This is a genomic window from Azonexus sp. (assembly GCF_041909095.1).
Lineage (GTDB): Bacteria > Pseudomonadota > Gammaproteobacteria > Burkholderiales > Rhodocyclaceae > Azonexus.
Genome location: NZ_JAYREB010000001.1, coordinates 1134328 through 1149067 on the forward strand (window position 1 = coordinate 1134328; position 14740 = coordinate 1149067).

The window sequence follows — 14740 nt, forward strand, 5'->3', positions numbered from 1 at the left end:
CCAGCCGTCCGTCAGGTCGTTTCATTGAACAGCTCCCGGCCGATCAGCATGCGGCGGATTTCCGAAGTGCCGGCGCCGATCTCGTAGAGCTTGGCGTCGCGCCAGAGGCGGCCGGTTGGGTATTCGTTGGTGTAGCCGACGCCGCCCAGCGTCTGGATTGCCTCGCCGGCCATCCAGGTCGCCTTCTCGGCGGAGTAGAGGATGGCGCCGGCGGCGTCCTTGCGCAGGGTCCGGCTGTGGTCGGTGGTGTCGCAGGCGCGACCCAGCGCATAGACGTAGGCGCGGGTGGCCTGCCAGGTCGAGTACATGTCGGCGACCTTGCCCTGCATCAGCTGGAATTCGCCGATCGCCTGGCCGAACTGCTTGCGCTCGTGCAGGTAGGGCACGACCACGTCCATGCAGGCGGCCATGATGCCGAGCGGACCGCCGCAGAGCACGGCGCGCTCGTAGTCGAGGCCGGACATCAGCACCTTGGTGCCGTTGCCGACGCCGCCAAGCACGTTCTCCTCCGGCACTTCGCAGTCGTCGAAGAACAGCGGGAAGGTGTTGGAGCCGCGCATGCCCAGCTTGTCGAGATGGGTGCCGTGGCTGAAACCCTTCATGCCCTTCTCGACGATGAAGGCGGTCATGCCCTTGGCGCCGGCCTCCGGATCGGTCTTGGCGTAGACCACCAGGGTGTCGGCGTCGCCGCCGTTGGTGATCCACATCTTGGCGCCGTTGAGCACGTAGCGGTCGCCCTTCTTCTCCGCCTTGAGCTTCATCGAGACGACATCGGAACCGGCGTTCGGCTCGGACATCGCCAGCGCACCGACGTGTTCGCCGGAAATTAGCTTGGGCAGGTATTTCTGCTTCTGCGCTGAGCTGCCGTTGCGGCGGATCTGGTTCACGCACAGATTCGAGTGGGCGCCGTAGGAGAGACCGACCGAGGCCGAGGCGCGCGAGATTTCCTCGAGCGCGACGATGTGGGCGAGGTAGCCCATATTGGTGCCGCCGTATTCCTCTCCGGCGGTCATACCGAGCAGGCCCATGTCGCCGAATTTCTTCCACAGGTCGGCGGGGAATTCGTTGACCCGGTCGATTTCCGCGGCGCGCGGGGCGATCTCGGCGTCGGCGAAAGCCTTGACGGCGTCGCGCAGCAGGTTGATGTCTTCGCCGAGGGCGAAGTCGAGGCTGGGAATGTTCATTGCTTTGTCTCCGGTTTGTTGTCTGGTCTTACTTTTCCGTCTTGCCGTGCATCGCCATGATCGTCTGCTGCATCAGTGCACAGGCAACTTCCTTTTCGCCCTTGACCGCGAAAACCTCGGCCTGGGTGACGATCAGCGTGCGCCCGGCGCGTACCACCTTGCCGCGGGCGATCAGCTTGTCGCCATCGGCCGGGGCGAGCAGGTTCATCTTGTATTCGACGGTCAGCACCGAGGCACTGGCCGGAACCGTGGTCATCGCCGCGTAGCCGGCCGCCGAGTCGGCGATCATGCCGACCACGCCACCATGGACGAAACCGTGCTGCTGCTCGATGCCGTCCCAGTGCGGAACGTGGATTTCGGTGCGGCCGTAGGCGACCAGCGGCATCTCCGCGCGGATCAGCTGCATGGCGTTCTGGCGCGCGAAACTGGCAAGAACGCGGGCGGCGAAATCGGGATCGGCGGGGTGGGGCATGGCGTACATGGGGATGAATTAATTTACGTTGACGTAAACGTAAACCAACCGGCAAAAAAAATCACGCATTTTTCCGGCGCGTCAGTTCCTGCTGGCACTGCTGTTCGAACTGGCCGATCTCGGCGAGCACCGCTTCGATGTCCTCGCGCTGCTGTTCCAGCGCGGCGCGGCGCTTCTCGATGATGCGCAGGCATTCGAGGAGTTGTGGTGTTTCGTCCTCGGTCGAGTTGTACATGCCGATCAGGTCCTTGATCTCGGCCAGACTCAAGCCCAGGCGCTTGCCGCGCAGGGCCATCTTCAAGCGGGCGCGGTCGCGGCGGGTGAAGATGCGTTTCTGGCCCTCGCGCTGCGGGGCGAGGATGCCCTGGTCTTCCCAGAAACGGATGGTGCGCGGGGTGATGGCGAACTCACGCGCGAGGTCGGAAATGCTGAAGGTGGCCGGCTGGCTCATCATGACTCCTTGGTTGCGGCGAAGTTAAGCAGATGGCGGGGCTTTTTTCAATCCGCTACCGTATGGTAACTTGCTCGAAAAACGAAAACGGAAAACCATGTCCCTACATTACCCCTACCCGGAGATACCCGCCGCCGGCGAGTTGCGCGAGGTCGCGTCCGGCGTCTTCTGGCTGCGCATGCCGCTGCCTTTCCAACTCGACCACATCAACCTCTGGCTGCTGCGCGACGGCGAGGGCTGGACCATCATCGACACCGGCTTCCCGGATGACGGTGTGCGCGCCACCTGGCGCGGCATCCTCGACCGTCTGGACGGGCCGGTGAAGCGCCTGATCGTCACCCACTTCCATCCAGATCACCTCGGTCTGGCGACCTGGCTGATGGAGCAGACGGGTGCGCCACTGGCGATGACCAGCGCCGAGTTCCTGACTGCGCACGCGGTGTGGAACGAGGTCGGCGGCCATGGTGCTCAGTACATGGTCGAACAGTTCCGGCAGCATGGTCTTGATGCTGACCGCCTGGACAAGTTCGCCAGCCGTGGCTCGGGCTACCGGCGGGCGGTACCGGGTCTGCCGGCGCACTATCACCGGCTGAAGGCGGGGGAGTCGGTGACGGTCGATGGACAGACCTGGAAAATTCTCATCGGCTACGGCCATTCGCCGGAACATCTGGCGCTTTACTGTGCCAAACTTGGCGTGTTAATTTCAGGCGACATGCTGCTGCCGAAAATCTCGACCAACATCAGCGTTTTTGCCGCAACGCCGGATGCCGATGCGCTGCGCTGGTATCTCGAATCGCTGACCGTGATGGCTGGGGAAATTCCGCCGCAGACATTGGTCCTGCCATCGCACGGCCTGCCCTTCACCGGGGTGCAGGCGCGTGTGGGTGCCTTGCATGCGCACCACGAAGAACGATTGCATGCGCTGGAGAATAGCTGTGAACAAGCGCCGCAGAGCGCAGCCGGGTTGCTCGACGTGTTGTTTGGTCGGGCGCTCGATACACACCAAACCATGTTCGCGATGGGTGAAGCAATTGCCCATCTGAACTATCTGGAACAGGCCGGACGATTGTCGAGGGAAATCGGCGACGACGGCGTGATTCGCTATTCGCGGTTGCCACAACGATCCGCCACGCACTGACGCACTGACAGAGGGAGCTTCACATGTCGCAGCAAACGGAAGAACAGGGCCTGAATCTGCCCAATCCGGCCGAAATGGCCAAGACCTACGCCGAGGTCGCCCAGCGCGCTTCGCGCATCATCACCCAGTACATGGAAAAGAAGGCCAAGGACGGGGTCGAGACGCCGTCCGACGAAATGGGCGTTGCCCGTGCCTTCATGGACCTCTCTGCCCGCCTGATGGCCAATCCCTACAAGCTGGCGCAGACCCAGATGAACATGATGTGGGATTACTTCTCGCTGTGGCAGGGCTCGATGATGAAGATGCTCGGCATGCCAGGCACTGCGCCGGTTGCCGTGCCGCAGAAGGGCGACAAGCGTTTCAAGGACGAGGATTGGGAACAGCATTTCCTGTTCGACTTCGTCAAGCAGTCCTACCTGATCGCCGCCCGCCACATCCATGACACGGTCTGCTGCACCGAGGGTCTCGACGATGCGACGCAGCAGAAGGTCAACTTCTTCACCCGTCAGTACATTGATGCCCTGTCGCCGTCCAACTTCGCGCTGACCAACCCGGAAGTCTTCCGCGAGACGGTCAAGAGCCACGGCCAGAACCTGATCAAGGGCCTGAACAACCTGCTGCAGGACATGAATGAAGACGGTCAGCTGCGCATCCGGATGACCGACACTTCGGCTTTCGAGATGGGCAGGAACGTCGCGACGACGCCGGGCAAGGTGGTGTACCAGAACGAACTGTTCCAGTTGATCCAGTACAACCCGGGCACCACCGAGCAGTACAAGAAGCCCTTCCTGATCGTCCCGCCGTGGATCAACAAGTACTACATTCTCGACCTGCGCGAGAAGAACTCCTTCGTCAAGTGGGCGACCGACCAGGGCCACACCACCTTCATCATCTCCTGGGTCAATCCGGACGAGAAGATGGCTCAGGTTGGTTTCGAAGACTACATGCTGAACGGAACGCTGGAAGCGATCACCCAGGTCTGCGCACAGACCGGCGAGGATTCCGTGAACCTGGCCGCTTACTGCATCGGCGGCACGCTGACCATGTCCACGCTGGCCTACATGGCGGCAAAAAAGGACAAGCGCGTCAACTCGGCGACCTTCTTCACCACCATGCTCGATTTCTCCGAACCGGGCGAACTCTCGGTCTTCCTCGATGAAGGGACGATCGAAGGGCTGGAAAAGAAGATGGAGAAGCGCGGCTTCCTCGAAGGTTCGGAAATGGCCGGTACCTTCAACATGCTGCGCGCCAACGACCTGATCTGGTCCTTCGTGGTCAACAACTACCTGATGGGCAAGGACCCCTTCCCCTTCGATCTGCTCTACTGGAACTCGGATTCGACGCGCATGCCGGCGGCGATGCACAGCTTCTACCTGCGCAACATGTACCTCGAGAACAAGCTCAAGGACCCCGGCGGCATCGAACTGGGAGGCGTCAAGATCGACCTGCGCAAGGTCAAGACCCCGTGCTACTTCATCTCGACCATCGAAGACCACATCGCGCCGTGGAAGAGCACGTACACCGGGGCGCGCCTGCCGAGCGGCAAGACCAAGTTCGTCCTCGGCGGTTCGGGTCACATCGCCGGTATCGTCAATCCGCCGGCCGCCAACAAGTACGGTTACTGGACCAATGACGCGACCGACGGCAACCTGCCGGAAAGCCCGGAGGATTTCCTGGCCGGCGCGACGCAGCATGCCGGTTCGTGGTGGACGCACTGGCAGGAATGGGTCACCAGCCTGCCTGGTGGTTCGGCCAAGGTGCCGGCCCGCGATCCGGCGGCCGGGGTGCTCAAGGCCCTGGAAGAGGCGCCGGGCAGCTACGTCAAGTTCCGTCTCGATGCCCAGAAGCAGGACTGAACCTTTTCGTCCTGCGGCAATCAACGAGGGAGGCGCAAGCCTCCCTTTTTGCTGGCTGTTACAACTGCTAACAGCCGGATCCAGTGGGCGTGCTAGTCTGCAAAGGCCGGATAGGACCGGCAACAGGAGGTAAAAACGATGAAACGAACGATGATAGCCCTGACCGCCGTCAGTCTGGCATTTACCGGGTGTGCCAACATGGATGAAACGCAGCGCCATACCGGAACCGGGGCGGCGATCGGCGCCGTTGCCGGTGCCGTGCTCGGCGCTGCCACGGCCAGCAAATCCGACCGCGGCAAGGGTGCGGCGATCGGCGCTGCCGCCGGTGCGGCGATCGGTGCCGGTGGCGGTTATCTGTGGTCGAAGCGCATGCAGGAGCAGAAGGCGGCGATGGAGCAGGCGACCCAGGGCACCGGCGTCGAAGTCACCCAGACCGCCGACAATCGCCTCAAGCTCGAGATTCCCAGCGATGTTTCCTTTGATTCCGGCAGTTACGCGATCCGGCCGTCGTTGCGGCCGGTCCTCGACAAGCTTGCCGCGGGCCTGGCTGAACACGCGGTGACGCGGGTGACGATCGTCGGCCATACCGACAGTTCCGGCTCTGACAAGATCAACAACCCCTTGTCGGTAAAGCGCGCGGAAGCAGTGCGCGATTACCTGGTGCCGCGCGGTGTGGCGGCGTCGCGGATCGCGGTCGATGGCCGCGGCGCGCGCGAACCGCTGGCTGACAACACGACCGCGGAAGGCCGGGCGAAGAACCGGCGGGTCGAAATCTTCATCGCCGAGGGCCAGGCCGCCAACTGAGGGCTAGCAGTCTCCCTTGATCCGGCCCGCCGCGCGCGGGCCGTTCAGTTTCCGGTCAGCGGCAGACGTGGCAGGGTCGGCCATTCGACCGCGTCGAGCATGTTCTTGACGATCAGGCCAAGCTCGGTGTCGCCGGTGATTTCCAGTTCGCGGTTGAAGAACAGGGTATCGGGGTCTTCCTGACGCGCCAGCAACTGCAGGTAGGCTGAGAGGTGGGCGGCAAAGGCCAGGTCCGGTTCGCGCTGCGGGCTGAATACCGGGCGGAACAGGCCGTTGCGGAAGGTGTAGTGGGCGACGCCGCCGGTATCGAGAACGCTGACCCGGAACAGCTTGTCCTCCAGCGCGCCGAGTTCGCTTTCCGGCAGCAGCTTCAGCTTGAGGGCGGCGTTGAGTGCCGTCACCAGGGCCAGCGAATGCGGCCACTGTGGCAGCTTGTGGCCGATTTCGGCGATCAGCGCCGGCAGCCGGAAACGGGGAATGACGAAATGCGGGCTCATGCGGGGGCTCCGGTGCGGGCAGGTTGCGGGATGTGATGCGTGGCGATCCCGGCGTCGCCGAACCAGTAGCCGTCGACCAGGCCGCATTCGCTCCACGTCGAGCTGTCGACGGTGGGCGTCTGGCCGCGCCGGGCGCCGTCGAAGGCGGCGATGATTTCGTCGATCCGGTGCTTCTGCGGGCTGAGACGGACTATGTCGATGCCGAGTTCGCGCAGCGTCGGCATCTCGCCGAGCAGGCAGTAGGTTTGCGCCGACATCGTCTGGATCCCGTTGATGGTCAGGAAAGCCTGCCCTTCGCGAGTCTTCAGCGTCAGCCCCTCGGCATGGTCGAGACACTTGAACTGGCAGTCGTCCTTGTTCAGCTCGTAGTGGCGGGCGGTGAAGCAGCGCGCCGAGAAGGCGAGCGGAATCCTGCCGAAGGCGAAGACTTCCGTCTCGACCCCGGCCGGGCGGCTGGCGTGCAGCGTTTCGATCAGCGCGCGCGAGGCTTCCAGCGGCGGCACCCAGCGCTTCATGCCGTAGCGGGCGAAGGTGGCTAGGGTGGCTTCGTTGTAGATGTTGAGGTGCGGACCGGCGACGAAATCCTGCCCGGACACCAGGTTGATCGCGCCGAGATCGTTGGCCTCGACCTTGCAGCCGGCTTCATCGACGATGCGGCGCAATGCCTTGAGGTCGCTTTCCGATTCGAGCAGCGCCTGCGCCGAAATGACGACTTCCTTGCCGGCATCGGTGAGGTCGCGGGCCAGGCCGATCCAGTCGGCGGTACGCAGTTGCTGGCGGCGCGAGCAGACGACTTCGCCAACGTGGATGATGTCGAGTGCCGGGTTCTCCGCCATCGCCGCGTAGAACTCCATGACTTCTGCCTTGGGCCAGAACCAGAGCAGGGGGCCGAGCGACAGTTTCATGCTTATCTCCAGGGGCGGTTATAGGCGCCCAGTGTTGCCTGGTTGCCTTCGGAAACCTTGGCCAGTTCGGCCTGCCAGGCCGGTTTCACGTGGTAGCGCTCGGTGCCGTCGCGCAGCGCATCGAGGGCGGCGCGCAGGGTACGGGTGACCTGGGTGACGTAGGTCGGGCTGCGCTGGCGGCCTTCGACCTTGATCGCGCGGACGCCGATCTTGACGATCTCCGGCAGGATTTCCAGGACGTTGAGGCTGGTCGGTTCTTCGAGCGCGTAATAGGTCTCGCCGCGTACCTCGAAGCGGCCCTTGCACAGCGTCGGGTAGCCGGCCGGCTCGTTGTCGCCGAAGCGGTCGATCAGGATGCCGTTGAGGCGGGTTTCCATCGCCCCCGGTTGCTTTTCCCACTTGACGTACTTGGCCGGCGAACAGGCGCCGACGGTGTTCGGCGATTCGCCGCAGGCGTAGGACGACAGCCAGCAACGACCCTCGTTCATCACGCACAGGCTGCCGAAGCCGAAGACCTCGATCTCCACCTCGGTGTTGCGGATGACGTTCTCGACCTGGGCCAGCGTCAGCACGCGCGGCAGGACCGCGCGGCGGATGCCGAATTCGCGGCGACAGAAGTTGATCGCTTCGTAGCTGGTAGCCGAGCCCTGCACCGACAGGTGCAGGCGCTGCTGCGGGTGGCGCCGGCTGGCGTAGTCGAGCAGCCCGACATCGGCAAGGATGATCGCGTCCACGCCGAGGTCGACCGCCGCGTCGACCGCCTTGTGCCAGTCGCCGACGCGGCCAGGCTGAGGGAAGGTGTTGATTGCCAGCAACACCTCGCGACCCTTGGCGTGAGCGTAGCGGACGCCTTCGCCCATGGTCTTCGGATCGAAGTTGAGGCCGGCGAAATTGCGCGCGTTGGTATCGTTCTTGAAACCGAGATAGACGGCGTCGGCACCGTTGTCGACAGCGGCCTTGAGGGCCGGCAGGCTGCCGGCCGGACAGACGAGGTCGGGCAGTTGGGGCATGGCTGGTTCCAGGCAGGTGAAGCGGGGAAGTATAGCGACTCGTGTCGGGCTGCCGTTGATCCGCATCAAAGGCCGGGCTCGTGCTAGGATTGGCGCACGTAACGTTCGCTTGGAACTCAGCTTCATGTCGGATAACCGTGTTCTCGTCGTCGACGACGAAGCCATCAACCTGATGCTGATCGAGGATTTTCTCGAGCAGGAGCATTTGGCGCTCGAGTTGTTCGCCGATCCGCTCGCTGCCTGGCAGCGTCTGGCGGCACCCGACAGCGATTTTTCGCTGGTCGTGCTCGATCGCATGATGCCGGGCATGGATGGCATCGAGTTCCTGCGCCGGGTCAAGGCCGACCGGCGTTTTGCCGACGTGCCGGTGATCATGCAGACGGCGGCCTCGGCGCCGGAACAGGTGCGTGAGGGGCTGGAAGCCGGCGCCTATTACTACCTGACCAAGCCCTATGCGCCGGAAGCGCTGATCTCGATCGTCCGCGCCGCGCTCGAGGATCGCCGGGCCCGCGTCTCGCTGCGCACGCTGGCGACGCACATCGAGGAAGCGCAGAAGCTTCTCGTCTGCGCCGAATACGGCTTTTCCACGCTCGAAGAAATCTCCTGCCTGGTGCCGGTGCTGGCCGGCATCTGTCCGGAACCCGACCGCGTTGCACCCGGCTTGTCCGACCTCATGGTCAACGCGGTCGAACACGGTAACCTGGGAATTTCCTACCGCGAAAAGTCGCTACTCAAGTGGGATGGCGATTGGGAGGGTGAAATCCGCAAGCGGCTCGCCCAGCCGGAATTCTGCGAGCGGCGGGCGAGCGTGCGCGTCGAGCGGTCGGCGGCGGCGATTTCCTTCCGTATCGCCGACCAGGGGCGCGGTTTCGACTGGCGCAAGTTCCTCGATTTCGACCCCGAACGCGTCTTCGACCCCAACGGCCGGGGGATTGCCATGGCCCGGATGACCAGTTTCAGCCGCCTGCAGTACGAAGGTTGCGGCAACGTCGTCGTTGCCACCGTCGATTTGCCGGCAGCGGTGTAAGCGGCTTCAGCGGGTGACGATCGTCGGCTGGTAGCCGAGGCTGCTGCGGAAGCGCTCGGCGACCGCCTGCGCCGCGGCACGCGAGGCGTAGGGGCCGAGTTGCAGGCGATGCAGCCCGTTGGCACGCAGGATGTGCATGTTTGCCTCGATCCAGTCGAATTCCCGTTCCAGATGCCGTTTCAGGTTGTCGGCGTTGTCGGCGTTGGCGAAGGCGCCAAGCTGCAGGTAAATCCCGGTCGGCAGCGCAGTCTCGACCGCTGGCGCTGGCATGGCGACGACGCTGGGCGCGGCCGGCGGCGCCACCTGAGCGTAGGCGGTGGCGGTTTCCTGGCCGGGGATGATCGCCTCGACCTCGACTTCGCCGCTACCGCCCTGAACCAGTCCGAGCTTGTAGGCGGCGGTGTAGGAAAGATCGATGATGCGACTGGCGTGGAAAGGGCCGCGATCGATGACGCGGACCACCACCGAGCGACCATTCTGCACGTTGCTGACGCGCACGTAGGAGGGCAGGGCCAGGGTCGGGTGGGCGGCGGTCATGGCGAACATGTCGTAAGGCTCGCCGATCGAGGTTTTCTGCCCGTGGAACTTCCTGCCGTACCAGCTGGCGATGCCGCGGGCCTTGTAGGGGCGGACGCTGGTGTGCGGGACATAGCTGGTGCCGAAGACTTCGTAAGGTCGCAGCGCCGGCTTGTGCAGCGGTTCCCAGCGGGGAACCGCGTCGGGCGTCTGGTCTAGGTTTGCCGGGATCTCGTCGCCCGGACCGTCGTCCTTGTAGTAGCCGCCGCCCCAGCGCCGGCTGGGAGGCTGGGAGGCTGGCCGGCTGGCGCTCGCCGTCGGTCGTTCCGTTGTCGCGACGGGCTCGGGGGTGCTGCCGCAAGCGGCGAGCAGGAGGCAGGGAAGGAGCAGGCGCCAGGTGTCTTTCATTTCTTGACCAGCATGCGGTGGGTATGGATGCTCATCAGGATGCCGATGCCCAGCATCAGCGTCAGCAGCGCGGTGCCGCCGTAGCTGATGAAGGGGAGCGGCACGCCGACCACGGGAAGGATACCCGAGACCATGCCCATGTTGACGAAGGCGTAGATGAAGAAAACCAGGGTCAGGGCACCAGCCAGCAGGCGCGAGAACATGGTTGGCGCGGCAGCGGCGATCATCAGGCCGCGACCGATCAGCAGCGTGAACAGGACGAGCAGGATGCCGTTGCCGAGCAGACCCCATTCCTCCGAAAAGACGGCGAAGATGAAGTCGGTGTGCTTTTCTGGAATGAATTCGAGGTGGGTCTGGGTGCCCTTCAGCCAGCCTTTGCCGAGCGTGCCGCCGGAGCCGATGGCGATCGTGGACTGGATGATGTGGTAGCCGGCCCCAAGCGGATCGGAGCTGGGGTCGAGCAGGGTCAGCACGCGCCGTCGCTGGTAGTCATGCAGCATGCTCCAGGCGAAGGGCATGGCGGCGCCGGCGGCGGCGGCCAGCCCGAACATCACCTTCCACGGCAGGCCGGCGAAGAAGATGACGAAGAAACCGGCGGCGCCGATCAGCAGCGAGGTGCCGAGGTCCGGTTGCTTGAGGATGAGGGCGATCGGCAAAAGCAGGATGATGCTGGCGACGGCGAAGTGCTTGGCACGCAGCATCGACTCGTATTTGTGGAAATACCAGGCGAGCATCAGCGGCATCGCAATCTTCATGATTTCGGACGGCTGGATGCGCACGAAACCGAGCGACAGCCAGCGCCGTGAGCCATTGACGACGATGCCGAAGAGGGCGACGCCGATGAGCAGGATCAGGCCCAGCAGGTAGAGCGGTACCGCCCAGCGCATCAGCGACTGCGGCGGCGTGCGGGCGACGGCGAACATGACGGCGGTCGATGCGGCGATGTTGACCAGTTGCCGGTCCAGCTTCCAGAAACCATCGCTGGCAGTGGCAGAGTAAATCGTCGCCAGGCCGATCGTCATCAGTGCCAGGACGATCAGGAACAACGGCATGTCGAGGTGTGCCGTCAGGTTCTGGATGATGCGCCTAATCAGCTTCATCGGCTTTCTCCACGGCAAGGCTCGCATCCGCATCGCCGACGCCGTCGGCCGCTTCGACTTCGGGCGCCGGGCCGCCGGGCAGCTTGCCGGTCAGGTAGTAGTCGAAGACCTGGCGGGCGATCGGTGCTGCCGACTGAGCGCCGAAACCGCCGTTTTCGACCATCACGGCGACGACGATCTTCGGTTTTGCCACCGGGGCGAAGGCAACATACCAGGAGTGGTCGCGCAGCCGTTCGCGGACCTGGCCGGCAACGTATCGCTGTCCGCCTTTCAGGCTGAAGACCTGGGCGGTTCCGGTCTTGCCGCCCGAGTCATAGGGGGCACCGGCAAAGGCACGGGCACCCGTGCCTTCGAGGACGACGCCGGCCATGGCGCGCTTTATCACCTCGACATGCTCGTGCTTCAACGGGATTGCGCGGATCGGTTGGGGCTCGACGATGCGGACCTGGCCGGTGGTCGGGTTGGTGATGCTATGCACGAGGTGGGGGCGGAAGACCTTGCCATAGTTGAGGATGTTGGCCAGCGCATGCGCCATGTGCAGCGTCGAATAGGCGTTGTAACCCTGGCCGATGCCGATAGAGATGGTTTCGCCCGGATACCATTTCTGTTGCTCGCGCTTCTTGAAGCGCTTCTGCTTCCACTCCGGCGACGGCAGGATGCCGGTGGCTTCGCCGGGAATGTCGATCTCGGTGCGCCGTCCAAGGCCGAGTTCGCCCATGAAGCGGGCGATGTTGTCGATCCCCATGTCGTTGGCGAGAACGTAGTAATAGGTGTTGCAGGAGACGACGATCGACTTGTGCATGTCGACGATGCCATGTCCGCCGACCTTGTCGTCCATGAAGCGGCGGTTGCCGAACTGGAAGTAACCTGGATCGGCGATCGCCTGATGCGCCGTGCGCTTGCCGGTGCTCAGCGCGGCGAGCGCCATCAGCGGCTTGAAGGTCGAACCTGGTGGATAGGTCGAATAGATCGCCCGGTTGAGCAGGGGCTTGTCCGGATGGTTGTTCAGTTCGTCCCAGTCGTCGTAACGGATGCCATCGACAAACAGGTTGGGGTCGAAAGCTGGCGCGGAAACCAGGGCAAGGACGGCACCATTGTTGGGGTCGATCGCTGTCAGCGAACCGCGGCGGTTGCCGAAAGCCTGTTCGGCAACCGACTGCAGGCGGGCGTCGAGGGTCAGACTCAGGTTGTTGCCGGGAACCGGCGGGGTTTGCGAGAGAATGCGCACCGCCCGCCCGCCAGCGTCGACTTCGACCTGTTCGTAGCCGGCGGTGCCGTGCAGTTCGAACTCGTAATTGGCTTCCAGACCGACCTTGCCGATGTGTTCGGTGCCCTTGTAGTTGGCGTCGTGGCCGCTGGCCTCGATCATCTCCTTGTCCTTGGCGTTGATCCGGCTGATGTAGCCGATGGCATGGGCGGCCAGGGTGTTTTCGGGATACTGGCGGAACAGGCGGGCCTTCACCTCGACGCCGGGGAAGCGGTAACGATGGGCGGCAAAGCGGGCGACTTCCTCGTCGGTCAGGCGGGTGCGGATCGGAATCGATTCGAAATTCTTCGATTCCTCGAGCAGGCGTTTGAAGCGGCGCCGGTCCTTGAGCTGGATTTCGACGATTTCGCCGAGGCGGTCGATGGTTTCCTCGAGGCCGAGGGTTTTCGACGGCGTGATTTCCAGCGTGAAGGCGGAATAGTTGCGGGCCAGGATGACGCCGTTGCGATCAACGATGTTGCCGCGGTTGGGCATCACCGGGACCAGCGAGATCCGGTTGCTCTCGGCGCGGGTGGTGTAGTACTCGTGCTGCAGGATCTGCAGATAGAAAAAACGGCCGAAGAGCAGTGCAAAACAGCTCAGGACGAAAGCGCCGGCGAACAGGACCCGGCGCCGGAAACGGTCGGGGTCTTGTTCGCCTTGGTGGAATTCGCTCATGGGTTCAGGTCAGAGCGGACGGTTGGCATCCCTTTCCACCGGCTGGTACTGGGGCAGCAGCAACAGGAAGGTGGCAGGAAGCCAGAGCAGGGTGGCGCTCAGCGGGCCGATCAGGTAACCCCAGCCGGGGAAATCGGCACCGGTCGACAAGCGCATCAGCAATTGGATGACCTGGCAGGCAAGCAGCAGCGGAAAGATCTGCAGCGCCTGCTGGCCGAGCGGGAACCACAGGATGCGGCGCGCCTGGCCGGCGGCAAAGTAAGCAAGCAGGACGTAGGCGAAACAGTGCTGGCCGAGGACTGCGCCGTCGGCGACATCCATCGCCAGACCAAGGAAAAAGGCCCAGCCCATGCCGACCCGGCGCGGTTCGCGGATGCACCAGAAACAGAGGACCAGGGCGATCCAGTCGGGAATGCCGGGCCAGTGGGCGGTCGGCAGGAAGTTGGCAAGCAGCGCGGCAAACAGGCTGGCGACAATGAACCAGGGCCGGACCGGCAACAGGATGCGCGAGGAGGAGAAGGTCGGCTGCATCATTTCTTTTCCGCTTGGCCCGGTGTGCCGCTGTTGCCGGCGCGGCCGGGCGAATCCGGTGGCGGAGGCGGTTGCGAGGCGCGCGGGGCGAGAACCAGGACTTCGCCGAAGTTCTCGACGGCGGCAACCGGGGCGCAGCGGATGCGGGCAAAGGCGTAGGAATTGTCGCGTTCAATGCTGACCACCTTGGCCACCGGGAACCCGGCCAGGTAGATGCCGTCCAGGCCCGAGGTGACCAGCAGGTCACCTTCGCGGATGTCGGCATTGGCCGGAATGTAGCGTAGTTCGAGTTCGCCGCTGCCAAGGCCGAAGACGACCGAGCGCTGGCCGCTTCTAACAACCTGGACGGGGACGACCTGGTCCTTGTCGGTGATCAAGGTGATTTCGGCGGAGAAGGGAAAGACCCGGGTCACCTGGCCGACGACGCCAGCCTCGTCGATCGCTGGCTGGCCGGCGATGATGCCCGCTTGCTGGCCCTTGTCGATGATGATACGGCGAGTGAAGGGGTCGCGCGCCGTGTACATTATGCGCGCCACCTCGCCGTGGGCTTTTTCTCTTTCCTTGACGGCAAGCAGTTTGCGCAGGCGGTCGTTTTCGCTCTCCAGTTGTTCCAGGCGCAGCAGGTTGGGGGCGGTCTGCAACTGGGCCTGCTTCAGGCTGCGGTTTTCCTCGAGCAGCTTGTCCAGGCCGCGCAGGTAAGTGCCGGCATTGTCGACCAGGCCGCCCGGCATCTGGGCGATGCGCTGGATCGGATCGGTGACCAGGGCGACCGTTTGGCGCAACAGGTCGAGGCTGCGCAGGCGCAGGTCGACAAAAAACAGCGCCAATGACAGCGCGATGTAGAAAGTCAGAAGGGCCAGCGGCGCTGGCCCTCGTTTGAAAAACGGTGGCGGTGCGTGGTCGGAGCCGGCCATCGC

General features: G+C 63.9%; 15 protein-coding genes. 4 read left to right on the forward strand and 11 right to left on the reverse strand.

Annotation, left to right across the window (positions count from 1 at the left end; genetic code table 11):
- Positions 1-11: 11 nt before the first annotated feature.
- From ACE3OV_RS05410 to ACE3OV_RS05420, 3 genes are all read right to left on the reverse strand, one after another.
- On the reverse strand, positions 12-1184 hold the full coding sequence (locus ACE3OV_RS05410) for an isovaleryl-CoA dehydrogenase (protein WP_374325791.1): 1173 nt from the start codon (positions 1182-1184) through the stop codon (positions 12-14).
- A gap of 28 nt (positions 1185-1212) precedes the next feature.
- Positions 1213-1656, reverse strand: a complete 444-nt coding sequence (locus tag ACE3OV_RS05415) for a PaaI family thioesterase (RefSeq protein WP_374325793.1) — start codon at positions 1654-1656, stop codon at positions 1213-1215.
- Positions 1657-1717: 61 nt separating this feature from the next.
- A complete protein-coding gene (locus ACE3OV_RS05420; RefSeq protein WP_374325795.1) occupies positions 1718-2107 on the reverse strand; it encodes a MerR family DNA-binding transcriptional regulator in 390 nt (129 codons plus the stop codon).
- Positions 2108-2204: 97 nt separating this feature from the next.
- Here ACE3OV_RS05420 and ACE3OV_RS05425 point away from each other — a divergent pair, with 97 nt between their 5' ends.
- The 3 genes from ACE3OV_RS05425 (at position 2205) to ACE3OV_RS05435 (ending at position 5905) form a co-directional block, all read left to right on the forward strand.
- Positions 2205-3245, forward strand: coding sequence for an MBL fold metallo-hydrolase (locus tag ACE3OV_RS05425; protein WP_374326234.1), 1041 nt, complete (start codon positions 2205-2207; stop codon positions 3243-3245).
- A gap of 23 nt (positions 3246-3268) precedes the next feature.
- On the forward strand, positions 3269-5101 hold the full coding sequence (locus ACE3OV_RS05430) for a PHA/PHB synthase family protein (protein WP_374325797.1): 1833 nt from the start codon (positions 3269-3271) through the stop codon (positions 5099-5101).
- Between the two features lie 138 nt (positions 5102-5239).
- Positions 5240-5905 carry an OmpA family protein gene (locus ACE3OV_RS05435; protein ID WP_374325799.1) on the forward strand — a complete coding sequence of 222 codons (666 nt, stop codon included), beginning with the start codon at positions 5240-5242 and terminating at the stop codon, positions 5903-5905.
- Between the two features lie 44 nt (positions 5906-5949).
- On the opposite strand, the gene ACE3OV_RS05440 is transcribed toward ACE3OV_RS05435, so the two are convergent.
- Genes ACE3OV_RS05440 through ACE3OV_RS05450 form a run of 3 tightly spaced genes read right to left on the reverse strand, consistent with a single transcriptional unit; the run spans position 5950 to position 8317 of the window.
- Positions 5950-6402 carry an SCP2 domain-containing protein gene (locus ACE3OV_RS05440; RefSeq protein ID WP_374325800.1) on the reverse strand — a complete coding sequence of 151 codons (453 nt, stop codon included), beginning with the start codon at positions 6400-6402 and terminating at the stop codon, positions 5950-5952.
- A complete protein-coding gene (locus tag ACE3OV_RS05445) occupies positions 6399-7307 on the reverse strand; it encodes a U32 family peptidase (RefSeq protein ID WP_374325802.1) in 909 nt (302 codons plus the stop codon). Before ACE3OV_RS05445 ends, ACE3OV_RS05440 begins: the two co-directional genes overlap by 4 nt.
- A gap of 2 nt (positions 7308-7309) precedes the next feature.
- On the reverse strand, positions 7310-8317 hold the full coding sequence (locus tag ACE3OV_RS05450) for a peptidase U32 family protein (RefSeq protein ID WP_374325804.1): 1008 nt from the start codon (positions 8315-8317) through the stop codon (positions 7310-7312).
- Between the two features lie 124 nt (positions 8318-8441).
- Here ACE3OV_RS05450 and ACE3OV_RS05455 point away from each other — a divergent pair, with 124 nt between their 5' ends.
- Positions 8442-9344 carry a response regulator gene (locus ACE3OV_RS05455; RefSeq protein ID WP_374325806.1) on the forward strand — a complete coding sequence of 301 codons (903 nt, stop codon included), beginning with the start codon at positions 8442-8444 and terminating at the stop codon, positions 9342-9344.
- A 6-nt stretch (positions 9345-9350) separates the two neighbouring features.
- On the opposite strand, the gene ACE3OV_RS05460 is transcribed toward ACE3OV_RS05455, so the two are convergent.
- The 5 genes from ACE3OV_RS05460 to mreC are packed head-to-tail and all read right to left on the reverse strand — an operon-like array spanning position 9351 to position 14737.
- Positions 9351-10268, reverse strand: coding sequence for a septal ring lytic transglycosylase RlpA family protein (locus ACE3OV_RS05460; RefSeq protein WP_374325808.1), 918 nt, complete (start codon positions 10266-10268; stop codon positions 9351-9353).
- Positions 10265-11368: a rod shape-determining protein RodA gene (rodA, locus tag ACE3OV_RS05465; RefSeq protein ID WP_374325810.1), complete on the reverse strand. Its 1104-nt coding sequence runs from the start codon at positions 11366-11368 to the stop codon at positions 10265-10267. The genes ACE3OV_RS05460 and rodA overlap by 4 nt, the downstream gene beginning before the upstream one ends.
- Complete coding sequence (mrdA, locus tag ACE3OV_RS05470; RefSeq protein ID WP_374325812.1) at positions 11355-13292, reverse strand: penicillin-binding protein 2; 1938 nt, start codon at positions 13290-13292, stop codon at positions 11355-11357. The genes rodA and mrdA overlap by 14 nt, the downstream gene beginning before the upstream one ends.
- 9 nt (positions 13293-13301) lie before the next feature.
- Complete coding sequence (gene mreD, locus ACE3OV_RS05475) at positions 13302-13823, reverse strand: rod shape-determining protein MreD (protein ID WP_374326235.1); 522 nt, start codon at positions 13821-13823, stop codon at positions 13302-13304.
- Complete coding sequence (mreC, locus tag ACE3OV_RS05480; protein ID WP_374325814.1) at positions 13823-14737, reverse strand: rod shape-determining protein MreC; 915 nt, start codon at positions 14735-14737, stop codon at positions 13823-13825. The genes mreD and mreC overlap by 1 nt, the downstream gene beginning before the upstream one ends.
- Positions 14738-14740 lie beyond the last annotated feature (3 nt).